This is a genomic window from Amycolatopsis sp. NPDC051371 (assembly GCF_040682155.1).
Lineage (GTDB): Bacteria > Actinomycetota > Actinomycetes > Mycobacteriales > Pseudonocardiaceae > Amycolatopsis.
In genome coordinates this window covers 77,495-97,410 of sequence record NZ_JBFBAG010000007.1, presented here as the reverse complement: position 1 = coordinate 97,410, position 19,916 = coordinate 77,495, and the positions used below count along the sequence as shown (strand labels likewise).

Here is a 19,916-nt window from a genome sequence, read left to right as displayed (position 1 = left end):
CCTGCGGGGGCTGGCCGGGCTGCTCTACCTCAACCCGGCGAGGACTGGCGGGAGCAGACCGGCGCCTCGCCGGCGGATCTGCTCTGGTGCGGTCGTGCCCAGAGATCAACAGCTCGACCGAGTGAACCCACCGAGCTCGGGCTACGAGAAGAAGAAGGGCAGCGAAGAGTGTCACCTGATGACCACCAGATGACCGATACCAGCAGGGCCATTCGCCGAATCCCAGGAATGATCGATAACAAGCAACCAGCCGCCGACACACCGCGCGAACACCCGAACCACGCTGGAAGGACACGTCATGACCGCCACTGCACCCATGGCCCCGACTGCACCAGGGGTGCGGTCCTGGTGGGGAATCCCGTACGCCACCGCCGAGCGATACCGCCGCCCCGTGCTCGCGGACTTCGACCCGGACCGCCCCTACGACCGCAAGGGCGTCGCCCGGTCCAACCCGACACCGGCGACTGGCTCGAAGCGGACAGCGGAACCGGCGAGGACTGCCTGAACCTGAACGTGTGGGCTCCCGCGCAGCCGGCCGGGAACGCGCTACTACCGGTGGCCGTGTACGTCCACGGCGGCGGATTCGAGTTCGGCGCGAACACGCAGACCACCTCGAACGCCGCCGGTCTTGCCGCGTCCGGGCGGGTGGTGAGCGTGTCGGTCAACTACCGGCTCGGCGCACTGGGTGCGGTCTCGCTCTCGCAGTACGGCGGCCGGCTCGCCGAGGCCAGCAACCTCTGCCTGCAGGACATCATCGCCGCGCTCACCTGGATCAAGCAGAACATCGCCTCCTTCGGTGGCGACCCCGGCCAGGTCACCGTCTTCGGCCACAGCGCCGGCGCCTATTCCACGTTCGGGCTGCTCGGTGCGTCCTCCGCGGACGGGCTGTACCGGCGCCTCGCCGGGTTCTCCGCTGGGCCCTCCCGGCTCCAGCCCGCCTGGTGGGCCGAGGAACTTGCGGAGCGGTTCGTCACCGAACTCGGCGTCGCGAGCAACCCCGACAAGCTGATCGACCTCGACACCGCCTCCCTGGTGACCGCCCTGCACAAGGTCACCCCGACCGACCTCGGAGCCCGCGGCGGGATGGACTGCCGCAGCCTCGGCGTCGTCCTGGACACCGGCCAGCCCGGCGCAGTGCTGCACGCCCACCCCATGGACGTCCTGGCCTCGGGCTCGCACCGGGACATCGACGTACTCCTGAGCTTCGCCAGCGACGACATGGGCTGGTGGGTGGCGAACGACCTCGACCGGTTCGACCCGCACACCGTCGACCGCATCACCGACGAAGTCGCGGGCTGGCGCATTCCCCGCTCCCGCGCGAACAAGATCGTCGACGCCTACGACCAGGACGGCCGGACCCCGGCAGAGGTCCGCGCCGCGCTCCTGACGGACTACATCTTCGGGCTGCCCGCCGCCCGCGGCGCCCTGGCTCACGCCGCCGCGGGCGGCAACGCCCAGCTCCTCACGATCGGGCCAGCCGAGGGCGCGCCCGCCGTGCACGGCACCGAGATGTACGCCCTGGTCGGCCAGGAACAGCCGGGCCGCAGCCCCGAACAAGCCGAGCGTGACACGCGCATCCGCGACATCGTGCTCGACTTCGCCACCGGCGAGCAGACCCATCTGTGGCCCGCCGTCACCGACCGGCCCATCTCGGAAAGCGTCGGCAACCCGCCCTTCGAGGCCGGCGCCCACTACCAGGCGGCTCTCGACCTGTGGGCGAACATCGACCGCCCCTGACGGTCACTGGCCACCACGAACACGACAAGGAGCTCGGCATGAGCCAGCAGACAGCGACCGGCGACGCCGTACCGGCGACGATGCGCGCCGTCGTCGTGACCAGGACCGGCGGCCTCGACGCACTGGAGATCAAGGATGTGCCGGTGCCTGTACGCAAGCCCGGCTGGGTGCGGATCAAGGTGAAAGCGTTCGGCGTCAACGAGTCCGAGGTCACCACCCGCAAGGGCGAGTCGAGCCCGGACGTCACCTACCCGCGCGTCCCCGGCATCGAGGGCGTCGGCGTGGTCGATGAGGCCGACGAGGCCGGCGGGCTGCGGCCGGGACAGCAGGTGGCCACGATGATGGGCGGCATGGGCCGCTCGTACGACGGCGCGTACGCCCAGTACGTGACCGTGCCCGCGGAGCAGGTCATCCCGTTCGAGACCGGCCTGCCGTGGGATGTCGTCGGTGCGCTGCCGGAGATGTTCCAGACCGCCTACGGCTCCCTCACCACCGGCCTCGGCCTGAAGACGGGGCAGACGCTGCTGATCCGCGGCGGCACCTCCACGGTTCGTTCAGCAGCGTGACCAGCTGGTCGAACACCTCGGCAGAGGTTTGTGCGGTGAGGCCTTCCAGCGCGGCCTGCACGACGCTGGCGGCGGGGTCGGACAGGGCCCGCACGAGGATGGGCTGATGGGCGGGATCGTGGCCGTAACCGAGGGCACTGATCGCGATGGCGCGGACCAGGCTGTTCGGGTGGGTCGCCAGGGTGGTCAGCCAGGCTAGCCCGGCCGGGTCGGACACAACCGCGTGCGCGTGCTGGTAGAGCGCCTCGCGCGCCTCGGTGCGCGCCGTCGGCCAGTGTTCCGACTTGGTCGGTTCGAGGTCGACCAGCCGGGCGACCAGCGCGTCTCCGATAGAGGTGTCCGAAGCCCGATTTTCGTGCATGACTTTCAGTATGCCCGTTCGTACCAACGAGATTCGCCGTCGAGGCCAAGCGGATCCTGACGGCAGCCTCGGCGACGGCCGTAGCGAAGCCGACTTCGAGCGGGCCGCCGACCCGGTGCACGACGGGTTCCGCCGCATGCCGCCGGTCGCCCTTCGCGCGGCGCTCGGCCGGACCGCCGACGAAAGACGTGTGCTCGAAACAATCCCGCAGATCGCAACATCATGCCGCGTCCGACGTGGGCAGGTTCTTGCGTGCGGGCCCGGTCGTTACCTCCCCTCGACGGCCGGCCTGTCTCCGATGCCGTGGGCAACCGCAGCACTGGACCGATCGCGTAAACCACCACCGAGCGGTGTGTGCGGCTTTCCCGTGCGTGATCACCGAAGTAATGCGCCCGGGGCAGCGGCGGCCGCGATCGCTTGGGCCTGGGAGCGAGCCCAGCTCCATCGCGAAGCGGCGTGCCATGCGCGCGTTACTTCCCCATCCCAGCACGTCACCCCGCCGACAGGCCGCACCGCACGACATTGCTGAGGCCCTGCCCGGAGGGGCGGGGCCGTGCGCGGTTCGCATGAGCAAATAGCTCGGTGTCGTTTCGACGGTTTCGGGCTTAGCTTCGGGAGATGGCGAACGAACTGACCATTCCGCTCCTGCCCTGTCCTTCCATCGACGAGATCGCGTCGTTCTACGAGATGCTCGGCTTCGAGATCACCTATCGGCAGACGCGGCCGAACCCGCACGTCGCGGTGCGGCGGGAAGACCTCAACCTGCACTTCTTCGGGATGGACGACTACGACCCGGCGCAGTCGTACAGCACGTGCCTGGTCATCGTGGCCGACACCGGTGAGCTGTTCGAGGCGTTCGCGGCGGGGATGCGGTCCGTGCACGGAAAACTGCTCGTCTCCGGCATCCCGCGCATGACCCGGCCGCGGCTGCGCAACGACCGGTACACCGGGTTCACCGTCGTCGATCCGGGCGGCAACTGGATCCGGATTCACAAGGCCGCCAAGGAACCCGAGGCGCAGACCAAGCTCGCCATGGCCATGGAGAACGCCGCGAGGCAGGCGGATGCGCGCGGCGACGAACGCCAGGGGCTGAAGATCCTGGAAGGCGCGTTGAAGCGGGCGACCGGCGACGAGCCGGAGTTTCAAGCGGTGCGGGAGTACCGCGACGAGCTCGTCGAGCGGATCAAGGGGTCTGGGCCCCGCCCAGGCGCTTGAGCGCAGCCCTGACCACGTCGGGGGCGTAGGTCGTCCAGAACAGCCCGGCGCTGGGCAGATCACCGGTCATGAGCCGCTCGGCACGGGGTGGCGTCGAGCGGTCTGCCGCTTGGCACGCGCCATCTTGACGAGGTAGGCCGGTGTCGGCGGTATCCAGCCGAGCTGCTTGGCGGTGCCGAGGTCGTCACGGGTGGCCCAGTGCTCGGCAATGCGGCCGTCCCGCACGCGGAACCAATGCGACTGGGCCATGGCGAAGGGTCGGCCGGTCGGCGGGAAGACGGCGTCGACCGCGCCGGCGGTGGTGTAGAACGCGATGGGCGAGACGTGGTCGCCGCTCATCGTCGAGTTGACGGCCACGAGGTCGCCGTTCGCGATGACGTGGTGAATTTCGTAGCGCAGGTCGGCGAAAGCGGTGCGCAACCACTGTGCGGTCGACCAGAAGCCGGCCGGGCCCGGTACTCGTGAGGGCGGTGGCTGGACGACGTTCTCGCGGTCGATCGCGGCCGGGGTGTAGAGCTCGTCGAAGTCCGCTCGCTCGCCGGTGGCCATGGCGTGGATGCTGCGTACCACCACGTCGACCGCGGTGGGAGAGAATCGTGTCTCGTCCATGGTGAACCCCAAATTAGGTACAACCTGATTAAACTGAAAGTGTGGCTGCGAGGATGACGGAAGTCAAGAGGCGCTATGACGGGTCGCGGCGCCGGGAGCAAGCCCGCGCCCGCCGGCTCGCCGTCGTGCTGGCCGCTCGCGACCTGTTCGAGCGTGACGGCTTCCGCGCGACGACTCTCGCAGCGATCTCCGCCCGCGCCGACATCTCCGTCGAGGGCATCTACAAGACCTTCGGCAGCAAGGCCGCGCTCGCCAAAGCGGTGTTCGACGTCGTGGTCGCCGGTGACGACGAGCCTGTGGCCGTGGCGGAGCGGCCTGAAGCCGCCGCTGTGCACGCCGAACCCGACCTTCATGCGAAGATCCGTCTCTTCGCCGAAGGCCTTGCTCAACGGCAGGCGCGTTCCGCGAAGGTGCAGATCCTCGTCCGCGACGGCCGGCACGTCGACGCGTCTCTCGAACCGGTCTGGGCCGAGCTCGCCGAGGAGGGGCTGGCCGGCATGGCCGGGTTGGCTCGCCACCTGGCAAGCACCTCCCACATCCGAGCGGGCCTCGACGTGGACCGGATGCGCGACGTCCTGTGGAACTACCTGGCGATCGATCACTACGAACGGCTGGTCCTGCACCGAAATTGGACCCTCGATGCCTACACGCAATGGCTCACCGCGGCAATCACGAACGCGATCACCTGATCAGTGGAACCGTTGCGCCGACGTGAAGGCTGCTGAGGGTCGTGGTAATTCCGGCGGTGAACAGGATTTCGGGCGGGAACGTGGCCATGAGGCACTCCCGGAACCGGTGCGGGACGTCTAAAGAGTCCGCGCGGGCGGTCCTGCCCGTCGGGTGCTTGCCCGGACTCCTGCCACGGCAGCGACCGCCCGGCGCAGCCATGCTTCCAGCACGAGACACTCGCCTCCTGGTCACGGCGGCTCGTCGGCTGGGAAGCGAACTGCGAGCGTTGTCCAGATCGGCGAGCAGGTCGCCGTGGCGGGTGACGCGGTCGAGGACGTCCTCGGCGGTGAAGGTCAGTTGGGTCGCGTGCCGCACGCTTCGACTTCTTCCCAGGTGATCGGGGTGGACGCGGTCGGGTGGTCGCGGCCGCGTAGGGAGTAGGGCGCGATGGTGGTTTTGGCGGGGTTGTTTTGGGACCAGTCGATGAATACCCGGTTGGTGCGCTGGGCCTCGGCCATCACCGCGGTCACCCTGTCGGGTGTTTCGCGGGCAAGCTGTTGCGCGAGCTTCTTCGCGTACACCGAGGGCACGGCCGGATCTGATGTCTCGATCGCAGCGTGGAGCTGCATCCCCTTCGAGCCCGACGTCTTCACGAACGGTGTCGAGCCGTCATCGAGCAGGAGGGCGCGCAGCCGCTCGGCGACGCGGCAGCAGTGCACGATCGACGTGCCCGGCCCGGGGTCGAGGTCGAACACCAGCCGGTCTGGTGGCATCCGCCGGCCGCCGGCGTCGACCTGCCACTGCGGGACGTGCAGTTCCAGGGCGGCCATGTTCGCGGCCCACACCCGGCATCGGATTTGCCGCCCTGACATGGGCGCCGGTCTGGTTGCAGAACGGCGTCGCTTACGCCGAGGCGTGGCTGCTGCTCACCAGCGAGATCGGCGGTTTGGGGGGCGCTCGTGGCCAATCGCTACCGGCACGGCTATCACAGCCAGACCGACGATGCAGCCAACCTCGCCGACGCCACTCCGATCCCTGCGTTCGCCTGGATCGCGGCGTGGGCGACGCTGATCGGCTGGGCGCTGTGGCATGCCGCGCCGATGCTCTGGCCGTAACGCCGATCGCGCGGGGGGAGAGGTCGTGGCTGGCTGCCCACGGGCAATGCGGGCCGACCCGTGCGAGTATCGGTCCAATCCGCGTATCCCGCTGTAGGTCAGCGGGGTGCGGCGGTACACACGGAGCGTCGGCTGCGCGGCATCCCGGCGATCGTGTCCAGAAGCGCTGACGACAATGATTCGACTGCCTGGCGTAGCACGTAGCCTTCATGGACGATTGATCGTATGTGACGCGATGGAGACCGGCTCTTTCCGAAAAGCGAGCTTCGACGGTGCGACCTTCGCCGCGAAAGCTTGGTTCGACGGTGCGAGCTTCAGCAGCTCTGTGTCGTTGAGTCCAGACGCGCGCTCACGGGCTGGTTGGGGACATGCCGATGGCACCAGAGTGCCGCAGTCAACTCGGCCGGGCCCCACAACTGGTTCGGCTGTGGCGTTGCGGCGAGAGTGGCTACGTCATCGCGTGAAGACCACGAAGAACCCGTTCCATGAAGTCGATGCTGGGACGATCGCCGGGGGTCAGCTGCGTGTCTTGAACTGTCACCAGGCCACGGTCGGCGAGGTCGGACACCAGGACTCGTGCTACGCCCAGGGGAATTCGTCGATACGCGGCGATTTCCGCGACCGATTGCGACGAGTGGCACAGGAGGCAGATTGCGGCCTCTTCGCGGGAGCAGGCGTGCTCCGGAGCACGGCCTCGCTCGGTTGCCGCGATGAGCGTTTCGACGGGGAGCGTGCGCGTGGGCCGCGTACGTCCATGGGTGCGGAAGTACGGCCGGACAAGATCTGCCGTGCCCGGGTCGAGCCCTAACGCCGGCTCCACTTCAGCTCCTCACTGAAATTATCGACTGTCTGAAATTATTTGTCGGTCAGCCAATCGTCGGCAATCGACCGAACGGGTAAGAGCTGGTGACAGTCAGCGGCTTCGTCGTCTGTTCGGGATATCCAGGAGGCTGCACCAACCGGTCGACGCGCGGCGGCGCGGTCGCCCTCAGCGGCGAGTACGGGTTAACGACGACGATGCGCTGGCCGTCCGAACGGTGCGCAGGAGCAGTCAGTTCGTCGTAGCCCGGCCCGAGGGGCGGTCGCTGCCGCAGCCCGCGCCGGCCGGACCACCCATAGTGCTGAACGGCTCTGGCAGGTACGCGACATCACGGATGAGATCGGCTGACCCGCTCCCGGATCGCGTGGGCGGCCAGGAGGTACGGGCCGTTCTCGATCCCCACGACCAACGACTTGCCCCAACCGCCGACCCAGCCCTGCTTGTTCTTCCAGCCGGCCGACGGCGACAGGCGCAGAGCGCCCAGGAGCGGCGGAGCGCGACCGCCGTCCCATCGTGGAATCCCGCGTGCAACCCCACCTGCTCGTCGCTCACGCCGGCCTGCCGCCACCCGGTGCGCTCGACGGCCCGGAGCCGGCGCCGCCAGTCCCATTCCCGTCGCCGGACCGGCCGCGGCCGCCCCGGATCTGCGCGGTCAGCCGGCAGCGGACCTCGTCGATCACCGCGTTGGCCAGCTGCAGCAGGTGGAAGTGATCCACCACCAGCACCGCGGTCACGGCCGCCTTGAACACCGTGCACATGTCGATCACGACGTGATGGACCGCGGCCCTCCAGTCCGCCGTCCGGACATCGAAGACCGGCACGGTCAGCACGCCGCCGATGAGGTCGCCGCGCTGGTCGACGTGGACGGTGTGTTCGCCGGCCTGAACGACCCGGTCCCGGCTCGCCGGGGACGGTCACAGGAGGACGACGACGAGCCGTACGAGTTCACCCCGGTGGGCTCGCTGTAGGGGTCACTTCCGCCAGTCGTAGCTCAGCGTGGGCGGCTGGTCGGACCCCTTCGTGACGGTGAGGTTGTCGCCGGGGTGCGCGGCGGCGTACCGGACCATCTCGTCGTACATGCGGTCGCGCATCCCGACGTCCCGCACCTCGATCGTGGCGCGCTGGGCCAGCGGGAGCTGGTCGGCTTGCACGTTCGGGTCGTTGCGGATCGCCAGGTTCCAGAAGTGCTTCTTGTCGGTGCCGTCGGCGCCCTGGCCGTCGTTGGTGAAGTAGACCTGGCCGGTGTCCTTGTTGTAGATCGTCTGGGTCACCTTGATCTGGTCGTCACCCTGGGCGGCGTTGAAGTGCCCGTCGTTGTTCGGCGAGTCGCTGGTGTAGAAGCCGACTTCCCCGCCGAACGCGTGGTTCGCGTACTTGCCCTTCCACAACTCCAGCCGGTACGTCTTCCCGGTCTCGGGGTCGGTGAACTCCATGTTGTCGCCGTCTTCGCCGGTTTCGTCGAGCTCCATCCCGAAAGCCTCCCCGAACTTGTCGTAGAGGTCTTTCCAGCCGAGGTAGCTCTGAACCGAATGCTCGCCGGTGGTGAAGAAGCCGCCTTCCTCGTTGTACCGGAAACCGAGGTAGTCGTAGATCTTCTGCGCGACCTCGGGGTTCTGCATGATCTTGTTCCAGTCCTGGTGAAGCAGCGCCTCCCGCAGTTCCGGGTACTTCTTCAGCAGCGCGAGGAGTCCGGGTATTTCGCGGAGCATTATCGCGCCGATCTCGGCGAGGTTCCGCTTCTCGGAGCCCGCGAGCTCCCACACCTGACCGGTCTTGAACCGCAGCTTCTGGCCCTCGATGAGCAGGATCGCGTCGTAGGTGGTGGTCACCCGTTCCAGGTCGGCCAGCAGGACGAGGGCCCGGGCCTTGACGGCCTTGTCCTGCGCCCAGGCGACGGCGAGGTCGACTTGGCGGATCCCGAAGCCGTGCCACCCGTGGTCGAGCTTCTTCTGGAGGCCCTGGGCGTCGGCGCGCGTGTTCCGGGCTTCTTGCTGGGCCTTCGCCAGCGCGTCACGGATCGTCTCGAACGACTTGGCCGAGTCCTCGAGATCCTGGGCCTGGTCGTCGCGGTTCTTCTTGAAGGCTTCCAGCGATGTGAGCGCCGCTTCGCCGGCCCCGCCCTGCCAAGCCTCGCTCAGCTGAACGCGCACGCTCTCCAGCAGGGCTTTGGTGTCGGCGATGGTTTCCTTGGTGGCCCGGCAGGCCCGGGCGCGGTCGTCCAGTTCGGTGGTGCTGCCCTTCTCCACCTGGTCGGCGAGCGCGTAGATCTTGTCGAACACCGCCGTCACCGGTCGATCCTCTCGAAGCTGCTGTCCAGCGCTTTCAGGAAGGCGTCGCGGGCCCCGGAATCGGTGCTGTGATAGCTCTTCGCGGCCGTCTGGATGCTTTCGACCAGGTTGTCGACCTGCAGCTGCGCGGCGTCCAGGTCGTCTTTGCGCGTCGCCAGCCAGACGTCGTAGTCCCCGGCGAAGCCGGCGGCGCGCGCTGTGCTCCCGACGTTCGGCGATCCGCCGATGGACAGCGTCGGCGACGTCCCCGCACTGAGCTTGGCCGCCGCGGCGTTGATGTCCGCGACGTCGACCTCGAAACCCACCGGATCTCCCTCTCCGCCGTCCGAGTGACAGGCCCCGTCGGCAATGTAACAGTTTGCCGCAGGTCGGAAGCCGAGATGCCGTTTTCGGTTCCCCGGTCAGTGGCCGGAACCGGACACGTGCACGGATGGTCCAGCCTGCTGGAGGTCCTGGTGATCGACGACGGGCTGGGCCGCGCGATCTCAATCGCCCCGACCGCCCCGGTCCGCCGCTTCGCCCGACTGGTTGCCGTCCCGGCGACGGCCCGCGAACCGAGGTCGGCAAACGTGCGAGTAAGCCGGCAGAGGTGTCGCGAGTGCATGCCCTCCGTTGTTGGCGTGGCGACCGGGAGGAACAGCTGCTGGGCGTGGACGGCGACCACCTCGTAGTAGATGACCAGTTCACCGGTCCACGCGGTCGGTTTGGCCGGAGTGTTGGCTTGGGAGGGTGAAGCGGGCAACCCGTGGCTCGGCCGGGCCGTCCATGGTCACCACGGCACGCAACGCGAGGTCGCCGCTCGGCGACCTCGGCCCGGGCATCGGCGGTTTCTACGCGGTGCGGGGTTCGGCCTGATCGCGGTGGTCGTCTCGACCGTCGGCGCCGGTCGCCTTCCGCAACAGTTCCGCCCTGGCGGCCACTGCCTGACCGTTCCGCCTCGAAGGGCCCACCGGAGCACCCCGCCAGCGGGCCCTTCGTCGGGCGCGGGTTTTAAGGAAGTTCTGCGTGGAGGTACACGGATCGTGCGCGGCGGCAGTCTTCATAGTGATGGCTGACTACGAGGACTTCGTCCGGACGCACCTGCCGCGGCTGCTGCGCTACGCGACGATGCTGACCGGGGAGCGGGAACAGGCCGCTGACCTGGTGCAGGACGTGCTGGTCAAGGCATACCGACGGTGGTCGCGGATCAGCGACGCCGAGCACCCGGACCGTTATGCCCTGCGGATGGTGACCAACGACTACCTGTCCTGGCGGCGCAGCCGCTCGGCACGGCTGATCGCCGTGGGCGATCCGCCGGACGAGGCGCGGCCGGATGACTTCGCGTCGGACCACGCGGCCCGCGAGGACATGTGGCAGCGCCTGGCGCGGTTGCCCCGGCGCCAGCGCGCGGTCGTGGTGCTCCGGTACTACGAGCAGCTCGCCGACGCCGACATCGCCGACCTGCTCGGCTGCGCCCAGGCCACCGTGCGGGCCCACTCCCGCAAAGCCCTGACGACCCTGCGACACGGCCTGAGCACCGACCGGATGGCCCAGGTGAAGGAGAGCTGATGGACATCGAGAACCTGATCAAGGACACCTTCACCGCCCACGAGCCCGACGCCCCCGACAGCGACCAGGTGCTGGCGGCCACGCGTCAGCGCCTCGACCGCAGCCGCGCCGTGGTGAGCCCTCCGCTCGCGGCCGGAGCCGGGGTGGTCCTGCTCGTCCTGGCCGCGGTCGCCGTCGTCGCGCTGAACCGGCCCGCGCACGACAACCAGGTAGCCACGGGCACCAGCCGGACCAGCGGTCCGGCCGCCGTCGCGGCACCGGCCAAGGCGGCCATCGCGGAGCTGACCATGCCCTACTCGCTCGGCTGGCTGCCGCCGGGCAAGGCCGACTACCTCGCGCGCCGGATCAACATCGGTGGCAGCGCGGCCAACCCCGACAAGCCGGTGTACGGCGGCGAGTACATGCTGACCGTCACGTCCGGGGGTCAGGTCCTGCTCGTGGACGTGCAGGAAATGCGGATGATGCCGGTCGAGCAGGCTGCCTTCAAGTCCGGTCCGGGCCGGCCCGTCACCCTCGGCGGGCGGGCCGGTGTGGAGAGCTCGCACTCCGGCGGCCCGGGTGGTTACGAGGTGTACCTGACCCACCCCGATGGCGGCTCGCTGTACGTCAACGTGGCCGCGGAGCCGGGCAGCACGGCGTCGGCGCAGCAACTGATCGACGCGGGCCGCCGCGTCGCGGAGAACGTCGCCTTCCCGGGCAAGAGCACCGTCACCCCGGCGTTCGGCCTCGGCAAGCTGCCCGACGGCCTGCGGATGTGCACGTTCGACGTCGAGAAGGGTGGCCCGAGCGGTCCGCGCACGAGCTACTCGGTGGGCACGTGCAGCACCTTGCCCCCGGTCCAGGTGCGCAGCGACGAGGCCGGCCAGGTGCGCGGCACCGCGGGGCAACCGGTCCAGGGACACGCGACCCGCTACGTGGACGAGAACGGTTACCGCACGCTCTGGATCCTCAAGGCCGTGCACGACGCGCCGATCGCCGTCGCGGGCCCTGGCGCGCAGGCGGAGCTGTACGCCATCGCCGACCACCTCGTCCTGCCCCACTGAGGTCCCGTGGGTCCTCTTCGGACGCGACCGAGGAGGACCCACGGGTTTGGGCGGCCCGCTCGCAGACGCCGCTCCCCGTTCGGATGGCGTCAGCGCCTCGTCGTCACCGCGGAGGACGGCGGCGGGCCGGCCTCCGCGGTCACTCTGTTGTGGTAGCCGCCGCTGAGGTAGTTCCACGGGGTGACTTGGATGGCAGGATCACCGGCAGCCACCACGTCCTCAACGGCGGGCTGACCGCGTCCCTGATGTGAACCGCCGTGGCACGGCCGGTTCGTCACGAACCGGCCGTGCCTCGCTCGACGCCAGCGAAACTGCGTATTTTCCCGGTATCCCGGCCCGTGCTGCCACGAACGTGTCAATGCCTCCGTGGTCGGGGGCTCGCGGTGTTCATTCGATGGTGTCGCGAGGTGGAAAGCCGACCCCGCACCGCAGTAATTTTTGCTTCCGCGCGGCGTAGAACGCTGCCTTGAACACCTCTCGGCGGTCGTGCGGAAACGGAATGGGAGTCGACAGCAGAGTGACCGTCACCGAAGAGATCACCACGCTTTTGCACCGCAGCTTCGGCATCGAACCGGAGGAGGTGCGGTTCGAAGCGTCGCTGCACGACCTGGGGATGGATTCGCTGGCCCTGGAGGAATTGCGCGTCCTGCTCGAGGAACGCCTGGACATCGACCTCGAAGACGTCCAGCTGACTTCCCGGGAGACCGTGGGGCAGCTGGCGACGGCCGTCGACGAGAAGACCGCGCGGTGACGGCGCGTCCGGCGGCGGCGGTGACCGGTCTGGGCCTGGTCACCGCGGCGGGCGTCGGTGCCGGTGCGGCGTGGCGGGGAGTGATCGGGTCCGGAGCCGCCCCGGGAGTCCGCCATCGGGCGGAACTGCAGGGGTTGTCCTGCGATTTCATGTACACCGTCGACGATCTCGACACCGAAAGCGTGCTGGGGGTGCCGGCACTGCGGATGATGGACCGGTTCTCCCAGCTCGCCGTGATCGCGGCCCGGGAGGCGGTGGCCGACGCCGGACTCGACACCTCGGTGTGGGAAACGGACCGGGTCGCGGTCGTCATCGGGTCCGCCCACGGCGGCCTTCCGTTCTACGACCGGCAAAGCGCCGTTCTCGCGGAGAAGGGCGTCCGGCGGGTCTCGCCGAAACTCGCGCCCATGACTACGGTGAACAGCGCCGCCAGCAGCGTGTGCATGGACCTCGGCGCCCGCGGACCGAGCCTGAGCGTCTCCACCGCGTGTTCGTCGGGCACCGTCGCGATCGGGACCGCGCTTCAGCTGCTGCGCGCCGGAGCGTGCGACATCGTCATCGCCGGCGGCGCCGAATCCGTGTGCTCGCGGTTGCTGATCGCCAGCGCCTGTCAGATGCGGGCGGTGTCCACCCGCCGGGACGATCCGTCGACGGCGTGCCGCCCGTTCGACGCCGACCGCGACGGGTTCGTGGTGGGGGAGGGCGCCGGTCTCGTCGTTCTGGAGCGGCCCGAGCACGCCGCGGCGCGCGGAGCGCGGATCCGGGCGGGTATCGCGGGTTACGGCGCAACCAGTGACGCGTACGCGGCTGTGGCGCCGGACCCCGAAGGCACGGGGATCGAGCGGGCGCTGCGGACCGCACTGGCCGACGCGGACGTGGCGACGGCCGAGGTGGGCCACGTCAACGCCCACGGCACGTCCACCGTGATGAACGACCTGATCGAGGCCACCGTGCTGCACCGGGTGCTCGGCGACCGGCCGTTGGTCACCTCGACCAAGGCGATGACCGGGCACGCGCTCGGCGCGGCCGGCGGCATCGAAACCGCGCTCACCGTGCTGGCCCTCGAGCGGCAGCTGGTGCCTCCCACCGGCAACTTCCGGACCCGGGACATCCGGATCCCGGTCGACGTCGTCGCGAAGGAAGCCCGGTCGGCCGCGTTCGAGTGCGCGGTGAAGACGTCGATGGGCTTCGGCGGCCACAACGCCGCCCTTGTCCTCACGAAGAGCTGCTGAGCCCGGTCCCGGAGCAGAAGGAGATCATGCGCGAGGAAGTGGTCCGCCCGCTGACGCTCGGCGGAACGCGGTTCAGCTACCGGCTCCTCCGGCACCCCGGCCCGCGGGCGGAACCGGTGATCGTGCTCGGTGGCGGGTTCCAGGGCAGCCGGGGCTGGCCGCACATGGAGGACCGGATCGCCCCGGTGGCGGACTTCGTGACGGCGGACCTGCCCGGCGTGGGCGCGTCCGATTCCCTGCCGCCCGGGGCCGGAACGGAGTTCGCGGGCGCCGCGGTCGACCGGATCCTCGACGACCTCGGGGCGCCGCGGGTCAACCTGTTCGGCTACTCCTACGGCGCGGAACTGGCCTTCGGCTGTGCGCAGCGACATCCGCACCGCATCGCGCGGCTGATGCTCGGCGGCGTGGTCTCGCACACCGGCTCCGCCCAGCGGGAGTCGTTGCGGCTGGCGGCCGGTCACCTCGCGCAGGGCGACACCGAGAACTTCGCCGCGGTGGCCGCGCGGATGCAGCTGTGCCTCGACGAGGACCGCCACATTCCCCGTCGTTCTTTGGTGTACCGCTACGTCAAGCGCTCGATGCTCCACGTGGCCGTCCACGTGCCCGACGTGCTGGAGTACCTGCAGCGGTCGCTGATCAGCAGCCCGTCCTTCGACGGCGGCCTGTCCGGGGTGCCGGCCCTGGTGTTCACCGGCGAGCACGACTCCATCACCGCCCCGGAACGGCAACGCGCCTTCGCGGCCACGATCCAGGGCAGCCGCTTCGCCACCATCAAAGATTCCGACCACTGGGTCGTCCTGGAACGCGCCGCCGACGTCGCCGACCTGACCGCTCGCTTCTTCACCGACCAGCCTTGGGACGCTGCCCCGTACGTGGCGCATCCGCCTGCGTGAGCCCGTCCGCGGTGAGGGTGCGGTGCCGGCGGCACGCCAACTGCCACTGAAGATGCAGCCGGACGAACGGCTCAAGCCGCTGTCGTACGCCCTCAAGCACGCGGTCGCCCCCGGCGCGTTCCGGCAATAGCAGGCGGAGCCTGGGATCTGTTCCATCTGCCGCCGGTGTGCCGATCGCGCCGGCTGTCCCGCCGACCATCAGGACTGTGACCTGCTCACCGTGGCCGACGGCGACTCCACCGCAGGCACACACCCGCCACGCCGGGCCGTTGCGGGCGCCACCGATGGTGCCGGTGCGGTCAGCGGCTGGACCGGCCCGGCGCCGAAGGGCCGATGGGTCCTGCGCCAGATGAACGACCCCCCGACCTGGCCGAACGCGATCGCCGAACTACTGGCGTGTACGTGCGCGTCGCCGGTGAACACCGACGAGGCAGCCCAATAGGGGCTTTCGTCGCATTTCGGTGATACCGGAATCGGCTGGAGCTCTGAGCGATTCCCGATATCCTCTCGGAAACCGCACGAGGGGGAGTTCCATGGCTTCTGTTGAGCGCACGCTCAGACCGATCGTCGTCCTGCTGTACATCAACGTGGGGATCAGCGTCCTGCTTACGGTGCTGACCTTCGTGTTCAAGAGTTCCGTACTCGATTACCAGGTCCAGCACATGGTCGAGGCCGGGAAGGTCGTACCGGGCCGGGAGGCGGCCACGCGTCGTGTGCTGGAGGGCACGCTCTGGATCCGGCCGCTGTCGATCCTGGTCGTCTCGGTCGTTTACGTCCGTTTCGTCGCGCGGCTGAAAATCGGGCTGCGACGCACTTACTACCGGCTCCTGGCCGTCGCGATCATCGGCGCGGGTGCGCTCGCCTATCTGATCGTCATCTCCCAGTTCCCGGTCTGGTACCGCGTCATCCAGGGCGTGCAGGGACTGGTGCTGCTGAGTTTGTTGCCGATATTGGCCACGAAGGACATCCGGAACCACTTCGCGTCGGAGCCGGAGGCGATGAAGATCTGGGACGACGCGTAGCCAGGGAAGACTTGAGGATTCTGCGAGGCAGTTGTGTGAGGCTGGCGTGCCGGATCCGGGCGGGGAAGGTTGCCGCGAACTACCAGGCCGGTTCGGCCCGAGTTCGGTAACGCCTTCGCCTTGGCTCGCGAGATTCGCCAAGCCGGCCGCGGCTAGCCACACTCCGTACGCGCTGCCTTCCCGAAGGCGGGCAACGCCGTGCCCGCCGCGCGCCCGGACTCGATTGCCTCGTCGGTAGTCGTCCGGCATGCTGCGGGCATGACGTATGGCACCGTCAAGTTCTTCAAACCGGAGAAGGGCTGGGGAGCGATCGCCTCGCCGGACCTGCCGGCGGGCTGCGACGCATGGGTCCACTTCAGCGTGATCGAGATGGACGGCTTCCGCGTCCTGGAAGTCGGCGACCAGGTTGAGTTCGACTACGAAGCTGCCCAGCAGGACAGCTTCCGCTTCCGCGTGACTCGCGCCCGCAAAGTCTGACCCCCGATCCACGATCGGGGGTCAGACAGGTGCAGAGAAACGGGGGTGTTGTCTTGTGGCTGGAGCTGGCTGAGCGACGGCGGGTCACCGCGGAGGACGAGACGTCGCTGGTCGTGCTCGCCGGGCGATTCGGTCAGGGCCTCGGGCGCGTCCATCGACACGACCAGCGAGCGCGGCGCACCTCGAAGCCGTAGCCGCCACCGGCATCGTGTTCGACGAACAGATCCTGGCTGCGCTGAACGCCGTTCTCGGCCGCTCGACGGACGCCGGTCGGGGCTGATGCTCAGGCGCCCGGGGTGATGAGGATCGGGTAGGTGCGATCGACGACACAGAGGGCCGTGGCGGTCCACATCGCGAGCGAGCTGCCCACGCATGTCACCCCCGGCGCGGATTCCGCCTGGGCGGAAGCTGTTCCGGTCGCCCCGAGGAGGACTCCGGTCGTCAACACCAAGGCACCGATCGTGGCAGTGATGCGTCGCATGGCGATACTCCTGTCCTAGAGCCGGTTTCCGTTTGCTCGTGCCGTCGGGGAGTGCCCCTGAACCGCTGCGGCGGAACCGATCCGCGGCACATGGCACCGTCTCGGGTGACACCCACTGGAGCCTCAGCAGTCACCGCACGGCCCGCTCAGCCGAGCGTCTTGCAGAAGCGCTGGTTCGCCTCGGCGGCGGGCCCGGGGTCTGGATCCTCGAGCACATCGGTCATCGCGTACCGCTGACGGCGAAATTCACTCGAGTTTGATCGGGCCGTCCCTGGCCGGCGCGTCGTTCAATGGATCCAACCGTAGGAACGGTAAGGAGTGGATCGGGATGGAGGCGGTCGGGTGGCCGCGCAGGGAGGAGGCCGCGACCGTAATCTTGGCGAGATTGGTCTGGGGCCGAGACATCGTCGCGTCGGGATGTCCATGGACGCCAAAGGGAGAACGGGTCGGGCGGCCCGGTGGCCGATTCGGGTGCGTGGACCCGGGAGGCCTCGAAGACGTTTCCGACTAGGCCGCCGGAACCCGACAACAGGCAGAGTGATTTAAACGTCACTTTCGGGTGAATGGTGTACACGAGGCTTTCTGGCCGGAGGAAACGCGTGAGGTTCCACCGAAAGTGCTCTTGGGCCGTCGATAGGTGATTTCGGATTGCCGGTCGTCTCGATCTTGCCGACACTCGGTGCATGGAGAACACGGTTTCCGAACCCGAGACAGCGCCGGAGTCTGACGTCCGGTTCCCGATCGTCCTGCGGGGTTATGACCGTCGGCAGGTGGACGAGTACGTGCGGGTCGCGGAGAAGCGAGTGGATCGGCATGAGAAGGCGCGCAGGGTCGCGGAGCGCCGGCTGGCCAAAGCTCAGGTGCCCGCGCCGCGGGCCGCGGAACCGGACGGTGCCGCGGGGCTGGGCAAGCGGATCGAAAAGATCCTCGAGGTCGCGAAATCGGAGGCCGCGGAGATCAAGGAGCAGGCTCGCCAGGAGAGTGAGGCACTGCTGGCGGCCGCGCAGAAGACGGCTGCGGAGGCGGAGAGCGCTCGTGCGGAGACCGAGCGCGTCGCCCAGCGGGACGCGCAACTCATCATTTCGCGCGCGGAAGAGGAAGCCACCGCCGTCCGGGGGACCCACCAGTCGGTGCTGGTCCAGCTGAGCCAGATTGTCACCGTCGTCGAGGATCTGCGTGATCGGTTCGGCAGCGAGGCCGAGAGGGAGCGTCCGGTTGAGCCGGAGGTCGCGGACTCCGTGCCTTCGCTCGCCTGATCGGCGTACACCCCGACGTGGCTGTGATTGCGGGTATGGGTCACGAGTAGCTCCAGCGACTGAGTCCGGACTCGGCACGCGCTGCTGCTGATGCACAGCGTGTCCGAGTGGGCTTCGACACCTTCGGCGACCCGTTTCAGCACGTGCGTGAAGAGGTCATCGTCCTGGTCGGTGATCGTTGCAACCGGAGTCACGGTGACGTTCGACGCCTCGCTCCGGTGCGGTCGGCGCGCGCTGGGTGACGTCGACGCTACACAAACTCTTCGACAGAAGTCACCACGTTCTTGGCCAACTATGCTTTCGGATGCTACGGCGCGAGCTACTCGATGCGAACATTCGGATCGTCTACGGAAACGCATAGCGTGCTCGTCGAGACAGGATTGTCGCGAGAGGCCGTCAGTCCAGCGACCTGATGGCGGCGCATGAGACGGCCCAGCCTGCTACCGCAGAGGTTGACCGCGAAGCCGGCGCGGAAGCGAGCATCGAGAAGGAAGCCAGCAGAGCAAGGCGAGTCCTCGGCTGACCCGTCGCGCGCGTACTTGCTGCTGGAGATCAAGGTGAGTTCCGGCGTGCGCAGCTCGCGAGCTCAGCCGGCGGGTTGGGGATGGGTGTTGTGTCGTTGGGCTTCGTGGAGTTGGTCTTCGAGGGTGATGATGCGGCATGCGGCGTCGATGGCTGTGCCTTGGTCGACGAGGTGGCGTACGCGTGCGGCGATGCGCAGTTGGTGGCGGGAGTAGCGGCGGTGCCCGCCGGTGGAGCGTTGGGGTTGGATCAGGCCGGCTTCGTCGAGGCTGCGCAGGAAGTTCTGGGTGGTGCCGAGCATGTCCGCGGCCCGGCCTGTGGTGTAGGCGGGGTAGTGCTCGTCGTCGAACTTGCCGGCCGGGTGGTGTTGGTCTGGGATCATGGGGCCTCCACAGCATGAGGGACCCCGGGTGCCGCGCACGGCACCCGGGGTCCCTCGGGGTTGGGTTTCACCATTGTCGGCCGGCGCGACCGCCGGTTTCGTGTACTCGCGTCGTCCGGCCGAGAGGCGGACGAGGCAAGGATCGCTTATTCGTAACCGAGAACCACCTGCCAATCTGATGGGACTGCGGTACCCGCGCGGCGTTACTGCCCAGCCGCTGCGGGCGATCCAATGATGTGCCCTTTCCCTTCTCTTCGGTGTGTTCTTCTTGCTGGGTACTGCTGTCGCGGTCGTCACCGGCGGGAACCCTTTCACCGATCGGCCCCAGCGCGCGTGCTACCGCGGGCCACTGCCCGGAACCCCTTACCGTGATCGGTCCCGGCCACCTGGCTTTTCTACTGCCTACTGCGATCTATCCACTTGCGGGTACTGCTGATACTGCGGACTGCTGATACTGCGGACTACCTGACTACTGCGTACTTCTTTGCTCCGCGGGCATTCGCACTGCGCCCACGTCCTGCACTGCGTCGGTCACCAGCCGGGACCTGTCCACTGATTGGCCCCGTGCTGCCTGACCGTTTGTCTCACTCCGCGGGTAGTTACGTCCTCTCCCGCGCCTGCTGGACGTTGTCTCTCTCGGTACGAGGAGAACTCTACACACACCCGGCCACGAATGTCTAATCCGGCCGCCATAGATTTACTGGGTGACTCGAACGAGGTACTTGGCCTCGCAGAGTCGCAGGTGAATGCCCCGCAGGGCCACGACAAGAGAGGACAGAGCGGTGAGTGACCAAGTCGCCGGCAGGAGCCGTTCGAGCTCGCCGCCGTGGGCAACCGAGAAGACTACGCCGACGCCCTCACGCGGCTGATCGATCGAGGGCGCCGGGGAACGCTGCATCGCCTTGTTGTCCGGCACCGAGGCCTACGCC

24 protein-coding genes and 1 pseudogene are annotated in these 19,916 nt (G+C 68.4%); 16 read left to right on the top strand and 9 right to left on the bottom strand.

Going from position 1 to position 19,916, the window contains the following annotated elements:
• Positions 1-298 precede the first annotated feature (298 nt).
• From AB0M59_RS11600 to AB0M59_RS11590, 3 genes are read left to right on the top strand one after another with little or no spacing between them, the layout of a single operon-like run.
• Complete coding sequence (locus AB0M59_RS11600; protein WP_364612519.1) at positions 299-505, top strand: hypothetical protein; 207 nt, start codon at positions 299-301, stop codon at positions 503-505.
• An 8-nt stretch (positions 506-513) separates the two neighbouring features.
• Positions 514-1,737, top strand: coding sequence for a carboxylesterase family protein (locus AB0M59_RS11595; protein WP_364612516.1), 1,224 nt, complete (start codon positions 514-516; stop codon positions 1,735-1,737).
• 38 nt (positions 1,738-1,775) lie between these two features.
• Positions 1,776-2,303, top strand: coding sequence for an alcohol dehydrogenase catalytic domain-containing protein (locus tag AB0M59_RS11590; protein WP_364612514.1), 528 nt, complete (start codon positions 1,776-1,778; stop codon positions 2,301-2,303).
• On the opposite strand, the gene AB0M59_RS11585 is transcribed toward AB0M59_RS11590, so the two are convergent.
• A complete protein-coding gene (locus AB0M59_RS11585; protein WP_364612511.1) occupies positions 2,224-2,664 on the bottom strand; it encodes a HEAT repeat domain-containing protein in 441 nt (146 codons plus the stop codon). The two genes, AB0M59_RS11590 and AB0M59_RS11585, sit on opposite strands and share 80 nt — an antisense overlap.
• A 618-nt stretch (positions 2,665-3,282) precedes the next feature.
• Here AB0M59_RS11585 and AB0M59_RS11580 point away from each other — a divergent pair.
• Positions 3,283-3,879, top strand: coding sequence for a hypothetical protein (locus AB0M59_RS11580; RefSeq protein WP_364612509.1), 597 nt, complete (start codon positions 3,283-3,285; stop codon positions 3,877-3,879).
• A 66-nt stretch (positions 3,880-3,945) separates the two neighbouring features.
• Here the strand turns inward: AB0M59_RS11580 and AB0M59_RS11575 are convergent, their stop codons facing one another.
• A complete protein-coding gene (locus AB0M59_RS11575; protein ID WP_364612507.1) occupies positions 3,946-4,488 on the bottom strand; it encodes an ester cyclase in 543 nt (180 codons plus the stop codon).
• A 125-nt stretch (positions 4,489-4,613) separates the two neighbouring features.
• On the opposite strand from AB0M59_RS11575, the gene AB0M59_RS11570 reads away from it, so the two are divergent.
• Positions 4,614-5,177: a helix-turn-helix domain-containing protein gene (locus AB0M59_RS11570; protein ID WP_364612504.1), complete on the top strand. Its 564-nt coding sequence runs from the start codon at positions 4,614-4,616 to the stop codon at positions 5,175-5,177.
• A 271-nt stretch (positions 5,178-5,448) separates the two neighbouring features.
• Here AB0M59_RS11570 and AB0M59_RS11565 read toward each other — a convergent pair.
• Positions 5,449-6,002, bottom strand: a pseudogene (locus AB0M59_RS11565) (DNA ligase D); the annotation flags it as partial.
• A 114-nt stretch (positions 6,003-6,116) separates the two neighbouring features.
• Here AB0M59_RS11565 and AB0M59_RS11560 point away from each other — a divergent pair.
• On the top strand, positions 6,117-6,272 hold the full coding sequence (locus AB0M59_RS11560; protein ID WP_364612501.1) for a hypothetical protein: 156 nt from the start codon (positions 6,117-6,119) through the stop codon (positions 6,270-6,272).
• Positions 6,273-6,720: 448 nt separating this feature from the next.
• Here AB0M59_RS11560 and AB0M59_RS11555 read toward each other — a convergent pair whose 3' ends face one another.
• Both AB0M59_RS11555 and AB0M59_RS11550 read right to left on the bottom strand, forming a co-directional pair.
• The gene (locus tag AB0M59_RS11555) at positions 6,721-7,092 is read right to left on the bottom strand and encodes a DUF742 domain-containing protein (protein ID WP_364612499.1); all 372 of its coding nucleotides are present in this window, start codon (positions 7,090-7,092) and stop codon (positions 6,721-6,723) included.
• A 548-nt stretch (positions 7,093-7,640) separates the two neighbouring features.
• Complete coding sequence (locus AB0M59_RS11550) at positions 7,641-7,850, bottom strand: transposase (RefSeq protein ID WP_364612908.1); 210 nt, start codon at positions 7,848-7,850, stop codon at positions 7,641-7,643.
• A 15-nt stretch (positions 7,851-7,865) separates the two neighbouring features.
• Here AB0M59_RS11550 and AB0M59_RS11545 point away from each other — a divergent pair, with 15 nt between their 5' ends.
• Positions 7,866-8,060, top strand: a complete 195-nt coding sequence (locus AB0M59_RS11545) for a hypothetical protein (RefSeq protein ID WP_364612496.1) — start codon at positions 7,866-7,868, stop codon at positions 8,058-8,060.
• 3 nt (positions 8,061-8,063) lie between these two features.
• Here the strand turns inward: AB0M59_RS11545 and AB0M59_RS11540 are convergent, their stop codons facing one another.
• On the bottom strand, positions 8,064-9,380 hold the full coding sequence (locus AB0M59_RS11540; protein WP_364612493.1) for a DUF4474 domain-containing protein: 1,317 nt from the start codon (positions 9,378-9,380) through the stop codon (positions 8,064-8,066).
• On the bottom strand, positions 9,377-9,685 hold the full coding sequence (locus AB0M59_RS11535; protein ID WP_364612490.1) for a hypothetical protein: 309 nt from the start codon (positions 9,683-9,685) through the stop codon (positions 9,377-9,379). The genes AB0M59_RS11540 and AB0M59_RS11535 overlap by 4 nt, the downstream gene beginning before the upstream one ends.
• A 424-nt stretch (positions 9,686-10,109) precedes the next feature.
• Between AB0M59_RS11535 and AB0M59_RS11530 the strand changes: the two genes are divergently transcribed.
• The 8 genes from AB0M59_RS11530 to AB0M59_RS11495 all read left to right on the top strand — a co-directional run bounded on the left by AB0M59_RS11530 (position 10,110) and on the right by AB0M59_RS11495 (position 16,346).
• Positions 10,110-10,235, top strand: coding sequence for a hypothetical protein (locus tag AB0M59_RS11530; RefSeq protein WP_364612487.1), 126 nt, complete (start codon positions 10,110-10,112; stop codon positions 10,233-10,235).
• 192 nt (positions 10,236-10,427) lie between these two features.
• The gene (locus AB0M59_RS11525) at positions 10,428-10,928 is read left to right on the top strand and encodes a SigE family RNA polymerase sigma factor (protein ID WP_364612485.1); all 501 of its coding nucleotides are present in this window, start codon (positions 10,428-10,430) and stop codon (positions 10,926-10,928) included.
• On the top strand, positions 10,928-11,971 hold the full coding sequence (locus AB0M59_RS11520; protein WP_364612483.1) for a hypothetical protein: 1,044 nt from the start codon (positions 10,928-10,930) through the stop codon (positions 11,969-11,971). Before AB0M59_RS11525 ends, AB0M59_RS11520 begins: the two co-directional genes overlap by 1 nt.
• 517 nt (positions 11,972-12,488) lie before the next feature.
• The gene (locus AB0M59_RS11515; protein WP_364612480.1) at positions 12,489-12,722 is read left to right on the top strand and encodes a phosphopantetheine-binding protein; all 234 of its coding nucleotides are present in this window, start codon (positions 12,489-12,491) and stop codon (positions 12,720-12,722) included.
• Complete coding sequence (locus tag AB0M59_RS11510; protein ID WP_364612478.1) at positions 12,719-13,954, top strand: beta-ketoacyl-[acyl-carrier-protein] synthase family protein; 1,236 nt, start codon at positions 12,719-12,721, stop codon at positions 13,952-13,954. The genes AB0M59_RS11515 and AB0M59_RS11510 overlap by 4 nt, the downstream gene beginning before the upstream one ends.
• A gap of 26 nt (positions 13,955-13,980) precedes the next feature.
• Positions 13,981-14,847, top strand: coding sequence for an alpha/beta fold hydrolase (locus tag AB0M59_RS11505; RefSeq protein ID WP_364612475.1), 867 nt, complete (start codon positions 13,981-13,983; stop codon positions 14,845-14,847).
• A gap of 533 nt (positions 14,848-15,380) precedes the next feature.
• Positions 15,381-15,869 (top strand): hypothetical protein, encoded by a 489-nt coding sequence (locus AB0M59_RS11500; protein ID WP_364612472.1) that lies wholly within the window; start codon positions 15,381-15,383, stop codon positions 15,867-15,869.
• Positions 15,870-16,127: 258 nt separating this feature from the next.
• Positions 16,128-16,346, top strand: coding sequence for a cold shock domain-containing protein (locus AB0M59_RS11495; protein WP_364612469.1), 219 nt, complete (start codon positions 16,128-16,130; stop codon positions 16,344-16,346).
• Positions 16,347-16,629: 283 nt separating this feature from the next.
• Here AB0M59_RS11495 and AB0M59_RS11490 read toward each other — a convergent pair whose 3' ends face one another.
• Complete coding sequence (locus AB0M59_RS11490; RefSeq protein WP_364612466.1) at positions 16,630-16,827, bottom strand: hypothetical protein; 198 nt, start codon at positions 16,825-16,827, stop codon at positions 16,630-16,632.
• 770 nt (positions 16,828-17,597) lie between these two features.
• On the opposite strand from AB0M59_RS11490, the gene AB0M59_RS11485 reads away from it, so the two are divergent.
• Positions 17,598-18,083, top strand: coding sequence for a hypothetical protein (locus AB0M59_RS11485; protein WP_364612463.1), 486 nt, complete (start codon positions 17,598-17,600; stop codon positions 18,081-18,083).
• Between the two features lie 586 nt (positions 18,084-18,669).
• Here AB0M59_RS11485 and AB0M59_RS11480 read toward each other — a convergent pair.
• Positions 18,670-18,987, bottom strand: a complete 318-nt coding sequence (locus AB0M59_RS11480; RefSeq protein WP_364612460.1) for a helix-turn-helix domain-containing protein — start codon at positions 18,985-18,987, stop codon at positions 18,670-18,672.
• Positions 18,988-19,916 lie beyond the last annotated feature (929 nt).

Coding starts and splice junctions, on each gene's coding strand:
- AB0M59_RS11600 (WP_364612519.1), top strand. CDS start 299: ATGACCGCCACTGCACCCATGGCCCCGACTGCACCAGGGGTGCGGTCC.
- AB0M59_RS11590 (WP_364612514.1), top strand. CDS start 1,776: ATGAGCCAGCAGACAGCGACCGGCGACGCCGTACCGGCGACGATGCGC.
- AB0M59_RS11585 (WP_364612511.1), bottom strand. CDS start 2,664: ATGCACGAAAATCGGGCTTCGGACACCTCTATCGGAGACGCGCTGGTC.
- AB0M59_RS11580 (WP_364612509.1), top strand. CDS start 3,283: ATGGCGAACGAACTGACCATTCCGCTCCTGCCCTGTCCTTCCATCGAC.
- AB0M59_RS11575 (WP_364612507.1), bottom strand. CDS start 4,488: ATGGACGAGACACGATTCTCTCCCACCGCGGTCGACGTGGTGGTACGC.
- AB0M59_RS11550 (WP_364612908.1), bottom strand. CDS start 7,850: ATGTGCACGGTGTTCAAGGCGGCCGTGACCGCGGTGCTGGTGGTGGAT.
- AB0M59_RS11545 (WP_364612496.1), top strand. CDS start 7,866: ATGGACCGCGGCCCTCCAGTCCGCCGTCCGGACATCGAAGACCGGCAC.
- AB0M59_RS11525 (WP_364612485.1), top strand. CDS start 10,428: ATGGCTGACTACGAGGACTTCGTCCGGACGCACCTGCCGCGGCTGCTG.
- AB0M59_RS11520 (WP_364612483.1), top strand. CDS start 10,928: ATGGACATCGAGAACCTGATCAAGGACACCTTCACCGCCCACGAGCCC.
- AB0M59_RS11505 (WP_364612475.1), top strand. CDS start 13,981: ATGCGCGAGGAAGTGGTCCGCCCGCTGACGCTCGGCGGAACGCGGTTC.
- AB0M59_RS11500 (WP_364612472.1), top strand. CDS start 15,381: ATGGCTTCTGTTGAGCGCACGCTCAGACCGATCGTCGTCCTGCTGTAC.
- AB0M59_RS11495 (WP_364612469.1), top strand. CDS start 16,128: ATGACGTATGGCACCGTCAAGTTCTTCAAACCGGAGAAGGGCTGGGGA.
- AB0M59_RS11490 (WP_364612466.1), bottom strand. CDS start 16,827: ATGCGACGCATCACTGCCACGATCGGTGCCTTGGTGTTGACGACCGGA.
- AB0M59_RS11480 (WP_364612460.1), bottom strand. CDS start 18,987: ATGATCCCAGACCAACACCACCCGGCCGGCAAGTTCGACGACGAGCAC.